This window comes from Campylobacter sp. IFREMER_LSEM_CL2101 (assembly GCF_025771825.1).
In the GTDB taxonomy this organism is placed as follows: domain Bacteria; phylum Campylobacterota; class Campylobacteria; order Campylobacterales; family Campylobacteraceae; genus Campylobacter_D; species Campylobacter_D lari_C.
The window spans coordinates 118,436-140,904 of record NZ_JAKMQZ010000002.1 but is presented as its reverse complement, the minus strand read 5'-3'; the positions used below and the strand labels follow the sequence as shown (position 1 = coordinate 140,904).

Annotated in this window: 25 protein-coding genes; 22 read left to right on the top strand and 3 right to left on the bottom strand. The window is 29.4% G+C overall.

Going from position 1 to position 22,469, the window contains the following annotated elements; all coding sequences use genetic code 11:
• Window positions 1-49 precede the first annotated feature (49 nt).
• From L8V88_RS02065 to purU, 4 genes are read left to right on the top strand one after another with little or no spacing between them, the layout of a single operon-like run.
• On the top strand, window positions 50-298 hold the full coding sequence (locus tag L8V88_RS02065; RefSeq protein WP_087691144.1) for a hypothetical protein: 249 nt from the start codon (window positions 50-52) through the stop codon (window positions 296-298).
• Entirely contained in the window at window positions 295-732 is a 438-nt protein-coding gene (ciaD, locus tag L8V88_RS02060) for an effector protein CiaD (RefSeq protein WP_263726564.1), read from the top strand. Before L8V88_RS02065 ends, ciaD begins: the two co-directional genes overlap by 4 nt.
• The gene (locus L8V88_RS02055; protein ID WP_263726563.1) at window positions 701-1,810 is read left to right on the top strand and encodes a CCA tRNA nucleotidyltransferase; all 1,110 of its coding nucleotides are present in this window, start codon (window positions 701-703) and stop codon (window positions 1,808-1,810) included. The genes ciaD and L8V88_RS02055 overlap by 32 nt, the downstream gene beginning before the upstream one ends.
• On the top strand, window positions 1,807-2,634 hold the full coding sequence (gene purU / locus L8V88_RS02050) for a formyltetrahydrofolate deformylase (RefSeq protein WP_263726562.1): 828 nt from the start codon (window positions 1,807-1,809) through the stop codon (window positions 2,632-2,634). The genes L8V88_RS02055 and purU overlap by 4 nt, the downstream gene beginning before the upstream one ends.
• 28 nt (window positions 2,635-2,662) lie before the next feature.
• On the opposite strand, the gene glnA is transcribed toward purU, so the two are convergent.
• The gene (gene glnA / locus L8V88_RS02045) at window positions 2,663-4,093 is read right to left on the bottom strand and encodes a type I glutamate--ammonia ligase (protein WP_263726561.1); all 1,431 of its coding nucleotides are present in this window, start codon (window positions 4,091-4,093) and stop codon (window positions 2,663-2,665) included.
• Between the two features lie 201 nt (window positions 4,094-4,294).
• On the opposite strand from glnA, the gene L8V88_RS02040 reads away from it, so the two are divergent.
• From L8V88_RS02040 to L8V88_RS01955, 18 genes are all read left to right on the top strand, one after another.
• Complete coding sequence (locus tag L8V88_RS02040; protein ID WP_263674650.1) at window positions 4,295-5,002, top strand: protein phosphatase CheZ; 708 nt, start codon at window positions 4,295-4,297, stop codon at window positions 5,000-5,002.
• A complete protein-coding gene (locus tag L8V88_RS02035) occupies window positions 4,999-6,255 on the top strand; it encodes a peptidase U32 family protein (protein ID WP_263726560.1) in 1,257 nt (418 codons plus the stop codon). The genes L8V88_RS02040 and L8V88_RS02035 overlap by 4 nt, the downstream gene beginning before the upstream one ends.
• Window positions 6,252-6,746 carry a 5-(carboxyamino)imidazole ribonucleotide mutase gene (purE, locus tag L8V88_RS02030; RefSeq protein ID WP_263677245.1) on the top strand — a complete coding sequence of 165 codons (495 nt, stop codon included), beginning with the start codon at window positions 6,252-6,254 and terminating at the stop codon, window positions 6,744-6,746. Before L8V88_RS02035 ends, purE begins: the two co-directional genes overlap by 4 nt.
• Before the next feature lie 9 nt (window positions 6,747-6,755).
• Window positions 6,756-7,262, top strand: a complete 507-nt coding sequence (locus L8V88_RS02025) for a DUF3972 domain-containing protein (protein ID WP_263695382.1) — start codon at window positions 6,756-6,758, stop codon at window positions 7,260-7,262.
• Window positions 7,259-8,119 carry a glycine--tRNA ligase subunit alpha gene (glyQ, locus tag L8V88_RS02020; protein WP_039618598.1) on the top strand — a complete coding sequence of 287 codons (861 nt, stop codon included), beginning with the start codon at window positions 7,259-7,261 and terminating at the stop codon, window positions 8,117-8,119. The genes L8V88_RS02025 and glyQ overlap by 4 nt, the downstream gene beginning before the upstream one ends.
• Complete coding sequence (locus tag L8V88_RS02015) at window positions 8,109-8,834, top strand: Nif3-like dinuclear metal center hexameric protein (protein ID WP_263726559.1); 726 nt, start codon at window positions 8,109-8,111, stop codon at window positions 8,832-8,834. Before glyQ ends, L8V88_RS02015 begins: the two co-directional genes overlap by 11 nt.
• Window positions 8,835-8,845: 11 nt before the next feature.
• Window positions 8,846-9,565, top strand: coding sequence for a zinc ribbon domain-containing protein (locus L8V88_RS02010; protein WP_263726558.1), 720 nt, complete (start codon window positions 8,846-8,848; stop codon window positions 9,563-9,565).
• A complete protein-coding gene (gene waaA, locus L8V88_RS02005) occupies window positions 9,562-10,746 on the top strand; it encodes a lipid IV(A) 3-deoxy-D-manno-octulosonic acid transferase (protein WP_263726557.1) in 1,185 nt (394 codons plus the stop codon). The genes L8V88_RS02010 and waaA overlap by 4 nt, the downstream gene beginning before the upstream one ends.
• On the top strand, window positions 10,727-11,479 hold the full coding sequence (locus L8V88_RS02000; protein WP_263726556.1) for a pseudouridine synthase family protein: 753 nt from the start codon (window positions 10,727-10,729) through the stop codon (window positions 11,477-11,479). Before waaA ends, L8V88_RS02000 begins: the two co-directional genes overlap by 20 nt.
• 64 nt (window positions 11,480-11,543) lie before the next feature.
• Window positions 11,544-12,881, top strand: a complete 1,338-nt coding sequence (gene ffh, locus L8V88_RS01995) for a signal recognition particle protein (protein ID WP_263726555.1) — start codon at window positions 11,544-11,546, stop codon at window positions 12,879-12,881.
• A gap of 71 nt (window positions 12,882-12,952) precedes the next feature.
• Window positions 12,953-13,180, top strand: a complete 228-nt coding sequence (gene rpsP / locus L8V88_RS01990) for a 30S ribosomal protein S16 (protein WP_012661702.1) — start codon at window positions 12,953-12,955, stop codon at window positions 13,178-13,180.
• Window position 13,181: 1 nt separating this feature from the next.
• On the top strand, window positions 13,182-13,427 hold the full coding sequence (locus L8V88_RS01985; protein ID WP_012661701.1) for a KH domain-containing protein: 246 nt from the start codon (window positions 13,182-13,184) through the stop codon (window positions 13,425-13,427).
• Window positions 13,417-13,941, top strand: a complete 525-nt coding sequence (rimM, locus tag L8V88_RS01980) for a ribosome maturation factor RimM (RefSeq protein ID WP_039628476.1) — start codon at window positions 13,417-13,419, stop codon at window positions 13,939-13,941. The genes L8V88_RS01985 and rimM overlap by 11 nt, the downstream gene beginning before the upstream one ends.
• On the top strand, window positions 13,938-14,642 hold the full coding sequence (trmD, locus tag L8V88_RS01975) for a tRNA (guanosine(37)-N1)-methyltransferase TrmD (RefSeq protein ID WP_263726554.1): 705 nt from the start codon (window positions 13,938-13,940) through the stop codon (window positions 14,640-14,642). Before rimM ends, trmD begins: the two co-directional genes overlap by 4 nt.
• Window positions 14,643-14,653: 11 nt before the next feature.
• Window positions 14,654-15,010, top strand: coding sequence for a 50S ribosomal protein L19 (gene rplS / locus L8V88_RS01970; RefSeq protein WP_012661698.1), 357 nt, complete (start codon window positions 14,654-14,656; stop codon window positions 15,008-15,010).
• 2 nt (window positions 15,011-15,012) lie between these two features.
• The gene (locus L8V88_RS01965; RefSeq protein ID WP_263726553.1) at window positions 15,013-15,366 is read left to right on the top strand and encodes a cupin domain-containing protein; all 354 of its coding nucleotides are present in this window, start codon (window positions 15,013-15,015) and stop codon (window positions 15,364-15,366) included.
• Window positions 15,367-15,418: 52 nt separating this feature from the next.
• Window positions 15,419-16,759: a class II 3-deoxy-7-phosphoheptulonate synthase gene (locus L8V88_RS01960; protein ID WP_263726552.1), complete on the top strand. Its 1,341-nt coding sequence runs from the start codon at window positions 15,419-15,421 to the stop codon at window positions 16,757-16,759.
• Complete coding sequence (locus tag L8V88_RS01955; RefSeq protein ID WP_263726551.1) at window positions 16,753-17,082, top strand: Spx/MgsR family RNA polymerase-binding regulatory protein; 330 nt, start codon at window positions 16,753-16,755, stop codon at window positions 17,080-17,082. The genes L8V88_RS01960 and L8V88_RS01955 overlap by 7 nt, the downstream gene beginning before the upstream one ends.
• A 52-nt stretch (window positions 17,083-17,134) precedes the next feature.
• On the opposite strand, the gene L8V88_RS01950 is transcribed toward L8V88_RS01955, so the two are convergent.
• Window positions 17,135-19,363, bottom strand: coding sequence for an autotransporter domain-containing protein (locus tag L8V88_RS01950; protein ID WP_263726550.1), 2,229 nt, complete (start codon window positions 19,361-19,363; stop codon window positions 17,135-17,137).
• Between the two features lie 91 nt (window positions 19,364-19,454).
• Window positions 19,455-22,469 carry an efflux RND transporter permease subunit gene (locus L8V88_RS01945; protein WP_263726549.1) on the bottom strand — a complete coding sequence of 1,005 codons (3,015 nt, stop codon included), beginning with the start codon at window positions 22,467-22,469 and terminating at the stop codon, window positions 19,455-19,457.

The window sequence follows — 22,469 nt, the reverse complement described above, 5'->3', positions numbered from 1 at the left end:
TTAAAGTCTTTTTTGTTAGAATTTTGGCATTTTATTTTTTTGTGAGTTGATAATGCGATATACAGTAACAGAAGCCTCTATTTATGAAGCACAAGGTTTAAAAGATGAAGCTTTGGAGATTTATAAAAATATATTAAAACAAGATCCGCAAAATAAAAATGCCATTGATGCTATAAGGCGTTTAAGTGGCTTGCGTTCTAATCATGAAGATTTAAATTATGATATGCTTGATTTTTTTGTCAATATGAAAAGTGAAGAAGAAATTAATGAATTTAAAAGGTGGTTGATAAAACTATGAACATAGAAGATTTAGCAAAAATGGCTATTAGTGAAGTTAATTCAGAGTTAGATAATAAAAAAAGTAAAAATGATGAATTTGCTCCTATGGTAGAAGAAATTACTCAAGAAAAAAGTGTTAATACTCAAGAGAAAAAAATCAAAGAAGAAATTAGCAAGGTTACACAAGAGCTAATTCAAGAATTAGATGATTTAGAAGTAAAAGTAAAAGATGAGAAGCAAAATGTCGCTATTAAGGTTGAAGCTTTAGAAGAAAAAGAAGAAAGTACTATAAACAATGAAGAATTTTTCTTAAAAAATCTCAGAGAGCGTATTTTGGTTTTATTTGAAGGATTAAAAAATACCAAAGATGAGCATATGGAAAAAAGATTAGATATGACCATTACTTTTTTAGAGTTTTTGCTTGCAAAGATTGAAGATAGACTTAAAAAATGACCAAGATTTTTTAAGTATTAAAAATATACTTAAGCCTTACACACGAAGGGCTTATTTAGTAGGTGGTTGTGTAAGGAATTCTTTTTTAGATTTATCTAGCGATGATTATGATATAGAAATTTATGATATTGAGCCTAAGCTTTTTGATGAGCTTATGCAAAAACTTGGCGCAAATGGAGTGGGAAAAAGTTTTTTTGTATATAAATACAAAAAATTTGATTTAGCTCTAGCGCGTTATGAGAATAAAATTTCTATAGGTCATAGAGGTTTTGAAGTTAAAGTTTGTAATGATGAGCAAGAAGGTGCTAAAAGAAGGGATTTTACCATTAATGCATTGATGGTAAATATTTTTGATTTTGAATTTTTAGATTTTTTTAATGGTTTGCAAGATTTGCAAGCAAAGATTATAAGACATATTGATGATAAAAGTTTTGTTGAAGATAGTTTAAGAGTGCTTCGTGGAATTTCTTTTGCATGCAGGTTTGATTTAACAATTGCAAAAGAAAGTTTAAAATTAATGCAAACTATGGATATAAGTGATTTATCTAAAGAACGCATTAATAACGAACTTTACAAAATTTTTAAAACTTCAAGACTAAATAAAGCTTATAAGTATTTAAAAATTTTAAATTTAGAAGAAAAAATCTTTTTTCATCAAAGTTGCAATGAAGAATTTGAAAGGCTATTAGAACAAAGTCAAAAATTAATTTGCAATGAGGCTTTGTTTTTGTATTTGTATTTGAATTTTTTTCATATAAATAAAGAGGAATTTTTTAAAAAAACAAAATTAAAAAAAGAACTATTAAAAAAATGTGAACAAGAGTTTATTTTGGGTAAAATTGATGATTTTAATTTAGCTAAAATTGCTTTAAAAATACCACTTTGCAAATGGCTTGGACTTTGGGATAATGAGCGTATAGCACAAGCAAAGAAATTAAATTTATATTATCATGCTTTTGAAAGTAAAATTAGTGCAAATGATTTGTTAAAAGAAGGATTTAGCGGTAAAGAGCTTGGGATTGAGCTTGAAAAAAGAAGATTACAAGAATTAAAAAACTATATAAAGGAGCAAAAATGAATGAATATATTTTAAAAATTTCAAGTAGCGATGAAAAGGGATTGATTTATAGAATTTCAGATGTTATTTTTAAATATAGAATCAATATTATAAAAAATGATGAATTTGTTGGAGAAAATTGTTTTTTCTTTAGGGCACATTTAGAAGGTGAGCTTGATATAAAAGCTTTTAAAGGAACGCTTGAGGCCATGCTGCCTGATAATGCACAAATTGAAATTACACCAAAGAGAAAAAAAGATATTATTGTTTTAGCTACCAAAGAAACTCATTGTTTGGGTGAATTACTTATTCGCCAATTTAGTGGGGAATTTAACGCAAATATTAAAGCAGTTATTGCAAATTATGAGGTGTTAAAACCTTTAGTGGATAAATTTAACATACCTTTTCATACTATTTTAGCGCAGGATTTAAGTAGGCAAGAGCATGAAGAAAAATTACTAGAGTGTTTAAAACAATATGAGTTTGATTATATTGTTTTAGCAAAATATATGAGAATATTATCTCCATCTTTTGTGGAGCATTTTGAAGGGAAGATTATTAATATCCATCATTCTTTTTTACCTGCATTTATAGGAGCTAATCCTTATAAGCAAGCTTATGAAAGAGGGGTTAAGATTATAGGTGCAACAGCACATTTTGTAAATAATAACTTAGATGAGGGACCAATCATTACCCAAGATGTTATACCGGTTACTCATGAATATTCTTGGCAGGCTATGCAACAAGCAGGACGCAATGTGGAAAAAAATGTTTTTTCTAAGGCTTTGGATTTGGTGTTTGATGATAGGATTTTTATACACGAAAATAAAACAATAGTATTTTAAAATTTTGATGCCAAAAAGGCATCAAAAATTAGCAAGAATAACAAGTTTTAAACTCATATGCAGTTGGTCTAGCTTCTACAGGCCATACTTGAGTTTCAAATTTCATATGTTGATAATCATCAATAAACACATCACTCATAACAGGCTTTAAGAAAGCATTTTTTCTAATGAGTGCTTCTAAAGATCCTCTTAAAGTGTGAGGTAATTGCTCTATACCTTTTTCTCTAATCTCATCTAGGGTTAGTGCAAATAAATTTTCATCCATAGGGCCAACCGGTATGGTTTTGTTTTTAATGCCATCAAGCCCTGCCATAAGCAAGCTTGTAAAAGCCAAGTAAGGATTAGAAGTGCTATCAGGAAATCTTATTTCTACTCTTGCGCTTTTTTCGTTAATACCATAAGGCACGCGACAACTTGCAGAGCGATTTTGACAAGAATAAGTTAATATACAAGGTGCTTCAAAACCTGGAACTATTCTTTTATAAGAATTTGAGCTAGGATTAGTAAATGCTGCAACACTTCTTGCATTAGCTAAAATTCCACCGATGTAATTAATCGCACATTCGCTTAATTTTCCATAGCCTTCTTTGTCATAAAATAAATTTGCTCCATCTTTCCAAAGGCTCATATGCACATGCATACCGCTTCCATTATCTCCATATAGTGGTTTTGGCATAAAGGTTGCTGTTTTTCCATTTAAATGCGCGACCATTTTTACTACATATTTGTAAATTTGCACATTATCAGCAGCTTCAACTAAATTTCCAAATTCTACACCAATCTCAGCTTGTCCTTGTGCTACTTCATGGTGGTGTACGAAAGTTTTTAAACCCACTCTTTCTAAAACTTGCACCATTTCAGCTCTAATATCTACACTAGAATCAATAGGACTTACAGGAAAATATCCACCTTTATTTCTTGGGCGATGTCCGCTATTGTAACTATCTGTGAAATCTTTATTATCATTCCACTCACCTTCTTCAGTATCTACTTCATATTTTGCACAGTGAGAAGAATCAACTATTTTTACATTATCAAAAATAAAAAATTCATTTTCAGGACCAAAATAAGCAGTATCAGCGATATTGCTTGTGCTTAAGTATTGCATTGCTTTTTTTGCAATACTTCTTGGACATTTTTCATACATTTGATCTTTGTAAATATCATATACATCACAAATTACTATGATAGTAGGATCTGCTGTAAATGGATCTAAAAACGCACTTTCTACATCAGGTTTTAAAATCATATCCGATTTTTCTATAGGTTGCCAACCATGCAAAGAACTTGCATCAAAAGGAATTCCATTTTCAAAAGTTTTATCATCAATTGCTTTTATATTGTAAGTGATATGGTGCCAAGTGCCTATCATATCAGTAAATCTAAAATCAACAAATAAAACTTCATGCTCTTGACAATAGCTAAAAAACTCATCAATATTATTTACAAACTTACCCATTTTTTCTCCTTTTCACTAGGTTTTAATTTATTTTTTAAGATTGTAGTATATTTTTTTTAAATTAAGTTTAAATTAATATTTTTTTTATAGTCAAATATAAAAAAATGTTATTTTGTATAAAAAAACTAAAATTAATATTGATTTATATTTTTTTGTAATATAATCTCGCATTAGTTTTTTATTATTAAAAAAGGTGTGACAATGACTCAAGAAGAATTAGATGCTTTAATGAATAGCACTGAAGACTTAGATCTTGATTCTGTAGAAGAAACAGAAGCAAAACCTGAAACAGAGTATGAAGATGAGGAAAAAAATCAGCAAATTGTAAATGATATGATTAACGGCGATTATAAAGCAAGAGCGGATATGGCTTGGCCACCACCACCACCTAGTAAAGAACATAAAGTTGTACATCAACTTGATGATGTTACAAGAGATAGTGAAATCAAAGCTACTGAAATGATGGAAAAACTAGAAGCTATTAATGATTTTTTTGCAAATTCAGAAAATGAGCTTTGTGTAATTAGTGATGCTTTAAATAAAAATATAGAAATTTTTGAAAAACTAAATGCAAAATTTCCTAATGTTGCAAGCTTTAAAGAGGCTATAGAAACCAATAATAATGCTAAAAATATTATAGATGAAATTACAGGTTGTTTACAAACTGGACAAGATGAAGTTATGATGGCAATGGATGCTATGCAATATCAAGATATTCACCGTCAAAAAATCGAGCGTGTTATTAATGTTATGAGAGCTTTAAGTAGATATATGAGTAGTTTATTTGAAGGTAAAATTGATGATGAAAAACGCGTGGGATCGGCTGTGCATATTGAAGGGGATACAACTACAGATGTTGTAAGCAATGATGATATTGAGGCATTAATCGCAAGTTTAGGAAAAAAATGATTATTCCTGAAATAGTAGCTCCTGCGGGAAATTTTACAAAATTAAAAATAGCGTTAGCTTATGGAGCTGATGCTGTTTATGCAGGAGTGAGTAATTTTTCATTAAGAGCAAGAACTGCTAGAGATTTTAATTATGAAACTTTTAAAGAAGCTATTGATTATACGCATGCAAGAGGAAAAAAAATTTATGTAACCATTAATGGTTTTCATTTTAGCTCACAAATTGAGGGTTTAAAAAGGCATATTTTAAAATTAAAAGAAATGAAACCTGATGCTTTTATAGTAGCTTCTGTAGGTGCTATGCGTTTAGTTAAAGAACTTGCACCTGAAATCAATCTTCATGTATCCACTCAAGCTAATATTTTAAACTATTTAGACGCCCAAGTTTATAAAGACATGGGAGCTAAGCGCGTTGTTATAGCAAGGGAACTTGGCTTAAAAGATGCAAAAGATTTGAAAAACAATTGTGATATCGAGCTTGAAAGTTTTGTGCATGGTTCTATGTGTTTTGCATATTCTGGTAGATGTTTAATAAGTTCAGTACAAAGTGGGCGTATGAGTAATCGTGGCTCTTGCGCAAATGATTGTAGATTTAATTATGAGCTTTATGCGAAAAATCCAGAAACAAATACGCTTTTTAGATTAGAAGAAGATGAAAATGGCACACATGTATTTAATTCTAAAGATTTAAATTTAAGCTCATATATTCAAAAAATTATGCAAGAAAATTGTATTCATGCTTTTAAAATAGAAGGAAGAACAAAAAGTGAGTACTATGTAGCTTTGACTACAAGAACTTATAAAATGGCAGTGCAAGATGTATTGCAAAATACTTTCGATGCGAACAAATATGAAAAAGAAATTCATACTTTAAAACACAGGGGTTTTACGGATGGATATTTAGTTTCAAGAGCTTATGAAAAAACCGATTCTATTAATCATGATACAAGCATAGAAGAAGGAACTCATCAAGTGCATGCTATTAGTGAAGATGGTGAGTTTTTTAAATGTAAAGGCAAGATAGAATTAAACAAAGAATATGAAATTTTAGCTCCGGTTAATTCTAATATAGAATTAGGAGAAAATAAACTAGGTTTAATTTATGAAAATGATGGTAAGAAATTTATAGTTTTTAAACAATTATTAGCCAAAAATAATAAAGAATTTAGTGAAATTCATAGTGGTAATGAAAATGAAATTACTTTACCGTTTAAGCTTCCAGAATTTAGCTTTTTAAGAAGGAGTGTTGAATGAAATTTGTTTCTATATTGATGGGAAGTAAGAGTGATTATGATGTGGTAAAAGAAGCTTTGGGAATTTTGGAAAAATTTGATGTTAAATATGAAATTTTAATCACTTCAGCACATAGAAGTCCTCAAAGAACTCAAGAATACATTAAAAACGCTGAAGAAAAAGGTGCTAAAGTATTTATTGCCGCAGCAGGTATGGCAGCACATTTAGCAGGGGCTGTTGCAGCACACACAACAAAACCTGTTTTAGGTATACCTATGCCAGGAAGTAATTTAGCAAGCATGGATTCTTTATTTTCTACTGTGCAAATGCCAAGTGGGATTCCTGTGGCAACTGTAGCTATAGGTAAAGCAGGGGCTATTAATGCAGCTTATTTAGCTGTACAAATTTTAGCAATAGAAGATGAGTCTTTAGCGCAAAAATTATTAGAAGATAGACAAAAACAACAAGAAAAATTAATCCAAGATTCTAATACAATTGAAGTTTTTCTTTAAGGAGCATGTATGCAAACTTACTTGGAATTAAAAGAATTTTGTCAATTAGTGCATTTATCTGAAGATGTTGTAAAAGGAATGATGGCAAATGGTGCTTTAAATTTCAAAGAAGAAGAGGGTAAAATTTATATAGAAGCTAATCAAGGAACTTTTAGTGTGGTACCTATGAGCTCAAAACAACCTGCTATGGTAAACTCTATGACTTTAGCAGGAGAAAGTTTTGTAGAAAAAACTATAGGAACTATTTTAAATTTACATGAAAAAGTTCTTGATGCTAAGGATGAGACTTTAGAAGCTTTAAAGGGTGAGAATAAATTTTTAAAAGATGCTCTTTATTCTATGCAAGAACTTTACGATGAGGATAGAAAAACTATAGAAAATCTTAATGAGCAACTTAAATATGCACGCAATGAAGTAGAATTTCTAAAAAGAAAATATAAAATGATGTGGAATAAAACAGTAGAATTATATGCAAATTCGCCTGAAAAGTCAGAAGAAATAAAGGAAGAAAAATGACCTTTTCTCAAATGATATTAAATTTACAAGAATTTTGGCAAAAGCAAGGTTGTGCTATTATGCAACCTTATGATTTTCCAGCAGGTGCAGGGACTTTTCATCCGGCAACTTTTTTAAGGAGTTTAGGAAAAAAACCATGGGCAACTGCTTATGTAGCACCAAGTAGAAGACCAACTGATGGTAGATATGGAGAAAATCCTAATAGGTTAGGCGCTTATTATCAATTTCAAGTTTTGATTAAACCAAGTCCTGATAATATCCAAGAATTATATTTAAAAAGTTTAGAAAATTTAGGTTTTGATTTAAAATCGCATGATATTCGTTTTGTTGAAGATAACTGGGAAAGCCCAAGTCTAGGCGCTTGGGGTTTGGGCTGGGAAGTTTGGCTTGATGGTATGGAAGTGACACAATTTACTTATTTTCAGCAAGTTGGCGGTATAAGCGTAGATTTAGTAAGTGCTGAAATTACTTATGGTTTAGAAAGACTTGCAATGTATTTGCAAGATGTAGATAATGTATATGACATAGTTTGGAATGAATTTAACGGCGAAAAAATTACTTATAAAGATGTTCATAAGCAAGGTGAGTTTGAATTTAGTAAATATAATTTTGAAGTAAGTGATGTAAAAACTTTAAATGTGCAATTTGAAAATGCTTATAATGAGTGCAAAAATGCATTAGAAGCAAAGCTTGCTTTACCCGCATATGATTATTGTATGTTAGCAGCGCATACTTTTAACTTGCTTGATGCAAGAGGAGCTATTTCAGTAACTCAAAGACAAGATTTTATGCTTAAAATTAGAGAATTATCTAAAAACTGTGCTTTGGTGTATAAAGAAAGTTTAGATGAAAATTAAAGAAATTTATGATTATTTAGATACTATTAGTCCATTTAATACGCAAAGTTCATGGGACAATAGTGGCTTATTGCTTGGAAATTTCGATCAAGATATAAACAAGATTTATCTTGCTCTTGATGTGGATATGCATTTAATTGAAAATGCGAGTGAAAATTCACTATTTATAGTTCATCATCCTTTAATTTTTAAAGGCTTAAAAAATTTAAGCGGAGTGTTTTATCCGCAAAATATTCTTACTAAAATGATACAAAAAAATATAGCCTTAATCGCTATGCATACGAATTTTGATTTAAGTCATTTAAATGCTTATTTTGCTAATGAAATTTTAGGTTTTAAAATCAAAGAGCAAAATGAGTTTTTAATTTATTGTGATGTTGATTTTAAATTTAGTGATTTAATTACTCATGTGAAAAAAAGTTTAAAGCTTGATTGTATAAGAGTTGTAAATGCAGGTAATGAGAAAATTAAAACTTTAGCAATATGCACAGGCAGTGGAGGAGATTTGATTTCTAGTGTTAAGGCAGATTGCTTTTTAAGTGGAGATTTTAAGTATCATCAAGCTTTGGAAAGTTATCACAATAAACTTAGTTTGATTGATATAGGGCATTATGAAAGCGAATCTTGTTTTAGTGAAATTTTAGCAAAAGATTTGCAAAAATTTCATTTAGAAGTTATAATATCAGTTTCAAAAAATCCATTTCAATATTTTTAAGGAAAAATTCAATGAATAAATACCTAGAACAACTTATAACTTTATCGCAAATTGATAAAGAACTTGATGGTTTTACAAATAAAGTAGAAGATGCTACAAAAGATTTAAAAGAAAAGCGTAATTTGCTTGATAAAACTGAAGAGGAAATTGCTAGTTTTGAGAAAGATATTAAAGATATAGAAAATCAAAAAGTTCAAAACAATAACCATATTGCAGAATTTGGTGTAAAAATCAAAGAAATAGCTAAAAAAAGTGCTGCAGTAAAAACTGAAAAAGAAGCAAATGCTTTAAAAATTGAAGAAGATATAGCTAAAGAGCAACTTGATGCAGCAAATGAAGAAATAGAAAGATTGGATAAAATTTTAGAAAATAAAGAAAAATTCATACAAGAATTGCAAGCTAAAAGAAGCGAACTTGAAAATGAAGTGGATCAAATCGATGTTCAAACTAAAGCTGTATTAGTAGATATTGAAAAAGATAGATTGCAAATTTATGATAAAAAAGTTAAACTGATGGGTGAAATAAATCAAAAAGTTTTAACTTTTTATGAAAAAATTAGAAAATGGGCGGGAAATAGTGCTGTAGTTCCTGTAAAAAAACATGCTTGTTATGGCTGTTTTATGAGAATTTACGACAAAACTTATTTAGCTGTTTTAAAAGGCGATGAAATCGTAACTTGTCCACATTGTGGAAGAATTTTATACAAAGAAAAAGAAGAAAATCAAAATTGATTTTTTTTTATTATATTTTTGCTGCGATTATATATGTAATCGCAGCTCCTTTTTTGTTGATTTTAAGTTTTTGTAAGGAAAAGTATAAAATATCATTAAAATCAAGATTTTTTCTTTACAAAAATTTAAGACAAAAACAAGGTGATGTATATTTTCATGCTTGTTCTTTTGGTGAGATTAAAAGCCTTATTCCTTTAATAAAACTTTTTCCAACTTGTAAAATTTCAACCATCACGCAAACTGGATTTAATGAAGCTTTAAGACATTCTAAAAAAGTAAATTTTTTACCATTTGAAATTTTTGTGCCTTTTTGGATGAGACCTTGTAAAGTTTTGGTTATTTTTGAAGCAGAGCTTTGGCTTATGCTTGTGTTTATGGCTAAATTTTATAATGCAAAAGTGATTTTATTAAATGCTAGGATTAGCGATAGATCTTTAAAAAATTACAAGCGTTTTAGCTTTTTTTATCGTTTGATTTTTAAATATATTGATGTTGTATTTGCGCAAAGTCAAAAAGACAAAGAAAGATTAGAATGCTTGGGCGCTAAAAATGTTATAGCATATAAGAATATCAAAGCTAATATAAAACAAGAGCAAGTGAAAAACTATTCCAAACCTAAAGCTAGGATTATTGTATTTGCTAGCACACATGAAAATGAAGAGCAATTATTGCTTGATGAAATTAATTTAGAAGAAAATGATAAATTGATTATTGCCCCAAGACATCCGGAGCGTTTTGGCGAGGTTGAGGGAATTTTAAAAGATTTTTGTCAAAAAAACCACTATAATATGCAAAAATTTTCAGACTTTACTTTAAGTGAAAATGATTTTGCAAATTTTTTTAATACCAAATGTTTATTGTTAGATACTTTGGGTGAGCTAGAAAGTTTTTATAAGATTAGTGATGTGGTTTTTTTATGCGGCTCTTTTGTAGATAATATAGGTGGACATAATCCCATAGAAGCAGCTAGATGGAATAATGCTATTATCTCAGGGAGATATTTTTTCAATCAAGAAAGTTTATATCAAGAAGTTGATAGTTTATATATTTGCGAGAGTGTAAAAGATATAAATAGTTTTTTAAAACAAAAATTATCACAAGCACAACTTAAAGAACAAAGTGACTTAAGTGAAGTTATACTAAGTATAAAAGAAGGTTTAGATGCAAGAAAAAGCTTATAAATTGCTTGCAATGCAAGAAAAAATTTCTAATAACGCAGCAAAGGATTTGATTGACAAAGGCTGTGTTTTTGCTATGGGTAAAAAGGTTGTTATAGCTAGAGCTTTAATGAGTTCTAAAACAAGATTTGTTGTGCAAAAAATAAAAAAAGCAAAAATACTTTTTGAAGATGATAAAATCATAGCCTTAAATAAGCCTTATGGAGAAATTAGTGAGAATTTAGAAAGTGTTTATAATGCTAAATTAATCAACAGGCTTGATAGAGAAACAAGTGGAGTTTTACTTTTAAGTAAAGATGAGGAATTTAGACTAAAATGTATCCAAGAATATAAAAAGCAAAATGTTTATAAAAGCTATTTAGCTATTGTTGAGGGAGTGATTGCTGAAGAACTTGAAATTTGTGAAAAAATAACTACTATAAAAAATAAATCCGGAGCTTTTAGTAAAATCGATAAATTTGGCTTAGAAGCTCATACTCAAGTTATACCTTTAATGGTAAATGCTAAAAAAACCTTAATAAAAGCAGTCATTAAAACAGGTAGAACACATCAAATTAGAGTACATTTAAATCATATAAAACATGGTATTATCGGTGATGAAAAATATGCAAAAATTAGTTCATCAAGAATGTATTTACACTCTTATGAAACGCATATTTTTGATTATCAATTTAAAGCCTTACTTGATGAGAGCTTCAATGCTTATGGTTTTGAAATAAAAAATTTAAATTTTTAAAGGCGTTTAAAGCTAAAAGGGTTTATAATTTAGCTTTTTAAAATTTTAATAAAGGGAAAATAAAGTGTTTGAAATAGTTAGTGAGTCATTTAAATCCGCAGTTAATAAACTTCGTTTTGTTGATGATGAAAAAGCTTTAAAAAATGCTCTTGACACTTTAAAAAAAGCCCTTTTAAAAGCAGATGTACATCATAAAGTTACTAAAGAATTACTTACTTTAGTAGAAAATGATGTAAAAACTAATGGCATAGGTCAAAAACAATTTTTAGACTCAATTAAGAAAAATTTAGAAGAAATTCTTAGTGTTAAAGGTAAAAATCAAGGTTTTGTATTTGCTAGTAAGCCGCCTACGGTTGTTTTGATGTGTGGTTTACAAGGTGGTGGTAAAACTACTACTACGGTAAAAATTGCTAATTACTTAAAACTAAGAAATAAAAAAGTACTAATTGCTGCATGTGATTTGCAAAGATTGGCTGCAGTAGAGCAATTAAGACAACTCACTCAAGCTAATGAGCTTGATTTATTTTTCATAGAAAATGAAAGCAATCCTTTAAATGTAGCTAAACAAGCTTTAGAAAAAGCAAAAAATTCTATGTATGATGTTTTGCTTGTAGATACTGCCGGCCGTTTAGCAATTGATACGGCTTTGATGAATGAGCTTAAAGAAGTAAAAGCTATTTTAAATCCTGATGAAGTATTTTATGTAGCTGATGCTATGAGTGGTCAAGATGGAGTTAAAACTGCAAGTAGTTTTAATGAGGCTTTAGAAATTACAGGGGTTGTTTTAAGTAAATTTGATGCAGATACTAAAGGTGGTGTTGCGCTAGGTATGGCAAAACAAATTGGTGTGCCTTTAAGATTTATAGGTGTTGGTGAGAAAGTAGCTGATTTGGAAGTGTTTATCCCTGATAGGATTGTTAATCGTATCATGGGCGAGGGTGATTTAGCGACTTTGGCTGAAAAAACTGCTACCATTATTGATGAAAAAGAAGCAAAAAAACTTAATAAGAAAATTAAAAAAGGTGAATTTAATTTTAATGACTTTTTAAATCAAATGGAAAGTGTTAAAAAACTTGGTAGTATGAAATCAATCATTGGTATGATACCTGGTTTATCATCTATGGCAGCAAATATTAAAGATATTGACTTGGATAATTCTAAAGAAATTATTCATATTAAGGCAATGATTTCATCAATGACGCCAAAAGAAAGAGAAAATCCTGATTTATTAAATAATGCAAGAAAGCGTCGTATTGCAGAGGGTGCTGGTTTATCTCAAATGGAAGTAAATCGCTTTTTAAAACAATTTAGTAATGCAGCCAAGTTGGCAAAGAAATTTTCAAATAAAAAAGGAATGGAAAACTTTATGAATATGTTGCAGCAAGCTAAAAGACCGCAATAATTAAAGCTTTTTTATGGATATATGAGTTAAAATATCTATAACAAAATTTTAATTTTTTTAGGAGTATTAAAATGACAGTAATCAGACTTACAAAAATGGGACGTAAAAAAAGACCATTTTATCGTATAGTTGTAACTGATAGTAGAAAAAGACGCGATGGTAGCTGGATAGAAAGCATTGGATATTACAATCCTATGGTTGAACCTGAAGTGGTAAAATTTGATGCTGAGCGTTTAGCTTATTGGAAAAGCGTAGGTGCTAAATTAAGCGATAGAGTAGCAGCTATTACAAGCAAATAAAATGGTTGAAAATTTTTTAAGAGAATACGCAAAATTAATTGTTGATTTTCCTGAAAAAGTTGATATACAAAGACAAAATTTAGAAAATAATTTTGCTGAAATTATCATTTATGTCGATCCATCTGATACTGGTAAGTTGATCGGAAAAAATGGAAAATTAATCAACGCAATAAAAACAGTCATTATGGCTTATAAAGTTAAAGATGCAACTTCATATCGTATAACGGTAAAAGCTATTGAAGAATGATTTAGTCCAAGTTGCTAAACTTGGGAAAAGTGTTGGTTTGAAAGGTTATGTAAAATTACATAATCTTAGTGATTTTTATGAGCAGTTTAAAATAGGTGCTAAATTTTTTGATATTAATCAAAAAATTTACACCATAAAAGCTTTTGATAAAACTAGATCTTTAGTTTTATTTGAAGGTTTTGAGAGTGTTGAGACTGCCAAAACCTTAACTAATATTACTCTTTTTCAAACTATTGAAGCTACAAAAGAAACTTGTAAATTAAAAAAAGATGAGTATTTTTATTTTGATATAATTGGATGTGACGTTATTGAAAATGAGCAAAAACTAGGTGTAGTTGAAGACATTTTAGAAAATGGAGCAGGATTTTTATTTTGTATAAAATGCGATGAAAAACTACAAACAAAGGTTAAAAACTTTTATATTCCTTATGTTGATAAATATATTCAAAAAGTTGATGTAGAAAATAAAAAGATATTCACACAATCTGCTTTAGATATTTTAGAAAATTCATGAAATATACTTTTGTAAGTTTATTCCCAGAGCTTATTGAGCCTTATTTTCAAACTTCTATTTTAGCAAGAGCAAAAGAAAAAGGGATATTAGAATTTGCTTTTGTTAATCCTAGAAATTTTACCACAAACAAGCACTTTAAAGTAGATGATTATAAAATAGGAGGAGGCGCAGGGCTTTTATTACAAGTTCAGCCTTTGTATGATTGCTTAAGGCATATTAAAAAGCAAGATAAAAATGTTCATTTTGTTTTTCTTTTGCCTTGCGCTAAGACTTTTAAACAAACTGATGCTAAAAGATTAAGTAAGAAAGATCATATTTGCTTTGTAAGTAGTAGATATGAGGGTTTGGATGAGCGCATTGTGGAAGAATTTGCTAATGAGGTATTTTCTATAGGTGATTTTATACTTACAGGTGGAGAGTTAGCGTCTTTGGTGATGTGTGATGCTATTAGCAGAAATATTCAAGATGTTCTTGGAAATAGTGAAAGCTTAAGTGAAGAAAGTTTTGAAAATGACTTATTAGAAGCCCCATCATTTTCTAAGCCATTTGTTTTTGAAAAGGAAAATAAAAAATTTTATGTGCCTTCAGAGTTTTTAAAGGGAAATCACGCTAAAATAACAGCTTTAAAAACTACTTTGGCGTCTTGCAAAACGAAATATTTTCGTCCTGATTTGTATCAAAAGCATGAACGCAAATTTTAAGGAATATCGTTATGAAAAATAAATACATTGAGCAATTTGAGCAAAAACAAATTGAAGGTAAAAATGTTCCAGAATTTCGTGCTGGAGATACTTTAAGACTTGCTATTCGCATTAAAGAAGGCGATAAAACAAGAATTCAAAATTTTGAAGGTATTTGTATAGCACGTAGAGGAAATGGTGTAGATGAAACTTTCATCGTACGTAAAATCGGCGCTAATAATGTAGGCGTTGAAAGAATTTTCCCTATTTATAGTGAAAGTTTAGAAAGTATTACAGTATTAAGAAGAGGTCGTGTACGCCGTGCTAGATTATTCTACCTAAGAGATAGAAGAGGTAAGGCTGCTCGTATTAAAGAACTTAAAAAATAAAAGTGAAATTTAGAACTCAAATATATGAAGCAATTTCTTGGGAACAAGAAATTCAAAACGGCATTAATATATCTAAGAAAATAGAAAATGCTTATGCTAAAGAAATCTGCATAACTATGTCAAAAGATAGCTTTATGAAAGATCATAAAGCACCTTTTGATATTACCATACAAGTATTAAAAGGCTCTATCGATTTTGGAGTTTTAAACCAAAAAATTCTACTTAAAACGCTAGATAGTATAAGTTTAAAAGCTCATGAGATTCATAATCTTTTAGCGCTAGAAGATTCTATAGTGCGCTTAACTTTGTATAAGCAAGATAGTCTTGAACGCGTTGAAAGTGTTTTAAAATATTAATTTAAGCCTCATTTTGTATAATTTTAGCTTACTAAAATTAGGAAGTTAAGCTATGAAATGGACTAAAGATTCTTGGAAAAATTATAAAATTCAGCAACAACCACAATATCCTGATGAAAATGAATTGCAAGATGTTGTTAAAAAATTAGAAAAATTACCACCGCTTGTTTTCGCAGGCGAGGTAGATAAATTAAAAAAATCTCTTGCTAAGGTTGTAAATTCTCAAGCATTTTTACTTCAAGGAGGAGATTGTGCGGAGAGTTTTGTAAATTTTGGTGCTGATAATATAAGAGATATGTTTAAAGTTATGCTTCAAATGGCTATAGTGCTTACTTTTGCAGGATCTTGCCCTATAGTTAAAGTAGGGCGCGTTGCAGGACAATTTGCAAAGCCAAGAAGTAGTGATTTTGAAGAAGTTGATGGGGTAAAGCTTCCAAGTTATCGCGGGGATATTATTAATGGTTTTGAATTTAATGAAAAATCAAGAATAGCTGATCCTAAAAGAATGCTAGAAGCGTATTATCAAAGTGCTACAACTTTAAATTTATTAAGAGCTTTTTCAAGAGGCGGTTTAGCGGATTTAAGAGTAGTGCATAAGTGGAATTTGGGTTTTTTAAAAAAGGCAGAGCTTGGGAGAAAATATGATGAACTTAGCGAAAAAATCACTCAAGCTTTAGCTTTTATGCAAGCTTGTGGTATCACTGATACTCCAAATCTTTCTCAAACAGCCTTTTATACTTCTCATGAAGCCTTGCTTTTGCCTTATGAAGAAGCTTTAACTAGGGTAGATAGTTTAAGTGGGGAAATTTATGATTGTTCAGCACATATGCTTTGGATAGGTGAGCGTACTAGAAAAGCAGATGAAGCACATGTGCATTTTTTAAGTGGAGTGAAAAATCCACTTGGTGTTAAACTTAGTGCTAATTATGATTTAAATGAGATTAAAAAGCTAGTAAGTATTTTAAATCCACATAATGAAGCAGGAAGATTAAATTTCATCATCCGCATGGGATGTGATAAGATAGAAAATGCCTTGCCAAAATTATTTAAAGAGTTAAAACAAGAAGGATTTAATATACTTTATAGTATAGATCCTATGCATGCAAACACAGTTAAATCAGGTAATTTTAAAACAAGAGAATTTGATAAAATCATCCAAGAAGTGCGTGCATTTTTTGAAATAGCTATGAGTGAGAGCGTATATCCTGGTGGGGTACATTTGGAAATGACAGGGCAAAATGTAACAGAATGTGTAGGAGGCTCTTTAAATATCACTCAAGAAGAACTTTCTAAACGCTATGAAACACAATGTGATCCAAGATTAAATGCTGACCAAGCTTTAGAATTAGCATTTATCATAGCAGACTTAGTTAAAAAGGCAAGAAAATGTTAAAATTTTATGGTATTAAAAATTGCAATAGTGTTAAAAAGGCTATGGATTATTTAAATTCTAAGCAAATTGAATTTGAATTTTTAGATATTAAAAAACTAGATGAAGAAACTTTGGATTTTTGGCTTGGCAAAAGGAGTGTTTTAGAGCTTGTAAATACAGCGGGTATGAGTGCTAGAAAATTAGGCTTAAATAAAGAAAAACTTCAAAATTTAAACCAAGATGAAATTAAAGCAATGATTTTAGAAAGTCCAACGCTCATAAAACGCCCATTGATTGTAAAAGATGATGAAGTTTTTATAGCTAAAGAGTATGAGAGTTTTTAAAATGCTAGAGTGAAAAACTCTAGCATTTAGGAGTTTCTCAAAAAATATTTTTTTAGAATTTGTATTTAAAACCTACTTGACCGCTTATATAAGTTTCGCTTTTACCATCTGTTTTACCAGCTAGTATTTGTTTAGCTCCAACACCTGCATTTAAGCTAAATTGCTCATTGATATCTACATTACCACCTATAATGATTTGTCCATAGGTTTTTTTCTTATCATCACTTTTTACACTAGGTAATGCTACACCATTTAAACTTGCTACAAAATCATCTCCATTATTCATTACATATTGTTCTATTTTTGGGGTGATAAATAAATATGATTCTTCACTCATATATTTTCTAAGTTCAGTGCCAAGTTCTAATGAGATGGAATTGTTGCTAGCGCTATTGACATCTTTTCCTGCTATGCCATTTTCTTTATAGCTTGGAGTATGTGCATAGTAGTAGTTTGCTCCAGCAAAAGGTTTGATAAATAAAGTATTATCGCTAAAATCAAAAACATATCCCATGTTAGCACTCAAACCAAGGAATTTTCTATTAAAGTCAGCACTATTTGTAGTGTTAAATCCTCTATTTATAATATCTTGATCTGTTGGAGAAATTTGAGCATAAGCCTTAACATTAACTTCAACTTTTGGACTTATATAGATATTAGAATAAGCACCAAATTGGAAGTTATCTGATTTTTGGGTTAAAAGATTATCTTTTATTTCAGCATTTGCATAAGTAAAATAAGCTCCAATAATAACATCATCATTGACTTTTCTATCCATACCTATAGTAGCTCCATATAAAGCACCACTATCTCCATCTATGATGTTTGCACCACCTATAACATTACCCCAAATGCTGTTATTATAATTATCAACATAATTTCCTCTATAATCATTAGCAGCAAATCTTATTTGAGATAATTTTGTAGCATAATTTCCATAAGGATTATTTAACATAGCTACACGAGAACCTATAGATACATCATTTGAGACATTAATAGTTGAGTTTATACCTGATGAAGCTTGATTTACATTTGAGATAGATTTAGCTGAATCTTTTATATCATTTGCTACTTGCTCTCCAGCTTTATCAAATTTAATACTACCTATTGCATTAAAATCTTTACCGAGTGCAAGTCCATCTAAAATTTTAGAAACAAAGTCTTTGTTGGAAGTTGAAACGCTAGAATCGTTTTTAATGTAATCATCATTAGAGATTTCTCCGCTTCCAGCATTGCTAATCATATCTTGAATTTGTTTTATTTGCTCATCAATTTTTGCAATGGCTTCATCAATTTTTTCTTTATTAGCACCTTCATCATCTTTGGCATCTTCTAAATCAGTTTTAATTAATTCTAGATATTTTTTATCACTTTCTAAGACTTTCTTATTATCAAGTACATTTTCATTTGCGCCACCGCTAATTAAAAGCTTATTATCTTTTGTAGAAAGTTCATAATCAACAAAATCTTTTACATCTATAGCTCTTACAATTTCATAATCAAGTCCTAAATCTTTGCTACTCATACCTACAATGTTTTCAAAATTTTTACTTATGTTTGCACTAGCTTTGTTTGAGCTTGTTATATCTTCATTAAATCCTTCGCTTGCACTCATGAAAACATAATTATTTAAAGCCAAATCACCAAAACTTGTTGTTCCTATGGAAAAGTTTGAATTTGTGATATTTGCTTTACCATTTACTTGTATGTGGTTTTGACTTTTATTACCACCTATGGTAAATAGAGTAGATTTATCTGCTGTAAAATTTCCATTTACTTCAAGAGAACCTTGTAGGCCATGCCCATCGCCGATTAAAATAGCTGAAGATTTTATATCATCTAAAACGCCCTCTGTAGGATTAGATGAACCTCTTATATTAAAATCTCCATTGACTATAGATTTTCCATCTAAGCTTTGAAATATCACATCTGTTGCCTCAGTTTTTTTAGCATTAATGGTATAGTTTGTTACATAACTAGTACCTTCGGAAGTATTTTTCAAAGTAAGATTATTAGAATTTAAGTTAATATTTACTCTTGAAAAATCTTTAAATTCATCGTTAGCTATAGCATTAGCTAGGTCTGTCATTGTGAGATTTATAGTTAAGTCTTGATTAGTATATTCTTGTTTTAGATTGAAATTTTGACCATCGCTAGTTTCAAAATAATTTTTCATAGTGTCATCTGTTATGGCAATTTCTTGTGCTAAGATGACACTGCTTAATAAAGCACTAATGCTAACTCCCATTAAAACTTTACTTGTGTAATAAGAAAGTTTCATTTGATTACTCCTTGTAAATTTAAATTGAAAAAAGCATTATACCCCCCCCCATAAATTTAAGTTTAAAGTAAATGAGATTTTCAAAAAGTAATTAAATTTTCTCTCTTTGGTAGATTTTTTTAATTTTCACATCTAAATTATGAGCAAATTTAAATAAAGCTGGCACTACTAAAAGTGTAAGTAAGGTTGAGCTAATAAGACCAAATATAATAGCAATAGCCATAGGAGAATTTCCTTCAAAGCCAGAACCCCTTGAAAGTGCTAGTGGAAGCATGGAAAAAATCATTGCAAAAGTTGTCATTAAAATGGCTCTTAAGCGACTTTTTCCTGCATAAATTAGCGCTTTTTCTACTTCCATACCTTCATCGCATTTTTTATTAGCCACATCTACTAATAATATAGCATTTTTTCCTACCATTCCAAAAAGCAAAATAATAGCTACAAGTACAAATAAAGAAAAGTGATTTCCTGTGATAAAAATTCCAAAACAAGCTCCACCAAAAGCCAAAGGCATGCTTATCATGATGATTAAAGGAAGTATTAAACTTGAATACAAAGAAGCAAGGATTAAATAAATCAAAATCATTCCCAAAGATATAGAAAACAAAAATCCACTAATGGTATCATCTAAAAAATCCAAAAAGCCAGAATAAGCAAAAGATAGGTTATTTTTTCCTAAAATATAAGCTAAATTGGACTCAAAAATTTTTCTTACTTCACCCAAAGAAATGTTTTCTATGCTTGAAGTGAGTTTTATACTAGTAGTTTTATTGTGTCTGTTAATCAAAGAAAGATCTTTTTTATAAGAAAAGCTAGCAATACTAGCAAGTTTTATACTTTCATTATTATGATTTTTAAGTTCTATTAGCTCTAAACTAGTTGGATTTTGCTTAAAAGCTTCATCAAAGCTAAGGATAATTTCATCTTTAAAATTTTTATAATCCATATTTCCAACACTTAAATTTCCAAATGAATAAGCCAAGACATAAGCAAGTTCTTGAGGGTTAATACCAAGTTTGGCAGCTTTTTCTCTATTGATGTTAATAGCAATTTCTTCTTTTAAATCCCCTTCATTATCATCTATAGCAACAAAACCTTCATGTTTTGAAAACACTTCTTTCATTCTATTAATAGCTTCTTTTATTAGCTTTAAATCATCACCTAAAATTTGAATTTGAACCGGATCTTCAATGCCTGCTCCTTCTATTTTAGGGAGTTCTAAAACTTTTATCTTTAAGTCTTCATAGGAGTTTAATTTTTCTTGAAAAAGACTAATAAGCTTAGGTTGTCTGAATTTTCTTTCATTTAAAGGTTTTAATTTTACATAAATTTTTGCTTTTTTAATTTCCTTTGCGTCATTATATCCTATAAGTAAATATGCATAAGCAACACTTGGATCTTGCTTTATATTTTCATATACTTTTAAACTTTTTGCTTTCATAGCTTCTAAAGATAAGTCGTTTTTGCTTTCTAATAAAACTTGTATTTCACTATCTTCTTCTATAGGTAGAAAATCTAAACCTATTTTAGGAGCTAAAGAAAAACATAAAATAATTACAACAAGCGTTGATAGGATAAATTTAATTTTATTAGCTAAAACTTTATAAAGTAGCTTTTCATAAAATAAGTCAAGTTTTATAAATAAAAATTCACTTTTTTTATAAAATGCGCTTTCGCTAGTATTTAAAAATCTAGCACTTAAGGTAGGTATTAAAAATACACTTACAAGATAGCTTATAATCACACCAGAAGCAACACTAGTAGCTAATACATTAAAAAATAAACCAGGAACTGAATTCATATAAGCAATAGGTATAAATATACACAATAAAACCGCACTAATGCTTAAGACGCTAAAGCCTATTTCTTTGATCCCTTCAAATGAAGCTTGTAAAGGAGGAAGTGTTTTTGCTTTTTTGGCTATACTTTCAATGATGACTATAGCATCATCTATAAAAATTCCTATACTTAAAGTAAGAGCTATAATGGTTAAGCGATTAATATCATAACCTAAAAGATTAATGAGAAAAAAACTAGAAATAATTGAAGTTGGTAAAACAATAAAAGCTAAAATAGTCGCGCTGATATTTCTTAAAAATACATACACTATTAAAAGTGTTAAAATCACGCCAAAAACCATATCAAAAATAACTTGATTGATATGTTTTAAGATATTTTGGCTTTTATCATAAACTATTTTAATTTCTATTTCATTGCCTGCTATTGTTTGTAGTGTTTTTAAGGAATTTTTGATATTTTCTATAACTTTTAAGGAGTTATAACCAGAAATTTTATTAAGCTCAAGTAATACCCCATCTTTTGTATCAAGCATTGCAAACTGCTTTTGATCTTCTAAGCCATAACTAATATTTGCTATATCTTTTAAAAATATTCCACTAAAAATGCGTATATTTTCTAGCTCTTTTAAATTTTGTGCTTCAAAATATCCTTTGATAGTGAAATTATCTTTTGAATTTTCAAACTCACCTAGATATTGTTTAAAATTATGGCTTTGGATGATTTTAGCTACATCAAGTGCATTAATATGATATTTTTGTAAGGCATTAGGCAGGAGTTTGATTTGAACTTGTGGTTTTAAAAAGGCTATATCATTGATCGTTCCAACTCCTGAAATTTTTTGTAAAAATGGTTTTATATCATTGTCAATCTTACGCATAAGTTTTAAATGATCTTTGGAGCTTAAAAATAATGATACAACAGAACCTGCATCAGGGGATATTTTTTCTAAGGTTGGCTTTGCTGGAAGATTAATAGTATTAAGTTTATCTCTAATATCATTTGCAGCTACTTCTAAGTTTTTGCCTAATTCAAATTCAACAACAGAAATAGAAAAATTATTATAACTTGTAGAATTGATATTTTTTATCCCTTGTACGTCTGAAATTGCATTTTCTATTTCTTTGGTTATTTTAGATTCTATGTATTTTAAATCCCCATTGGCGGTTGTTGTGATTTTAATCAAAGGAATATCTACTTTTGGATAAAGATTAATAGGCATACTAAAAATAGAAAAAGTACCAAAAATCACCAAAGCGATAAAAAACATCAAAACAGCAATAGGATTATTAATAGCAAAACGATACAA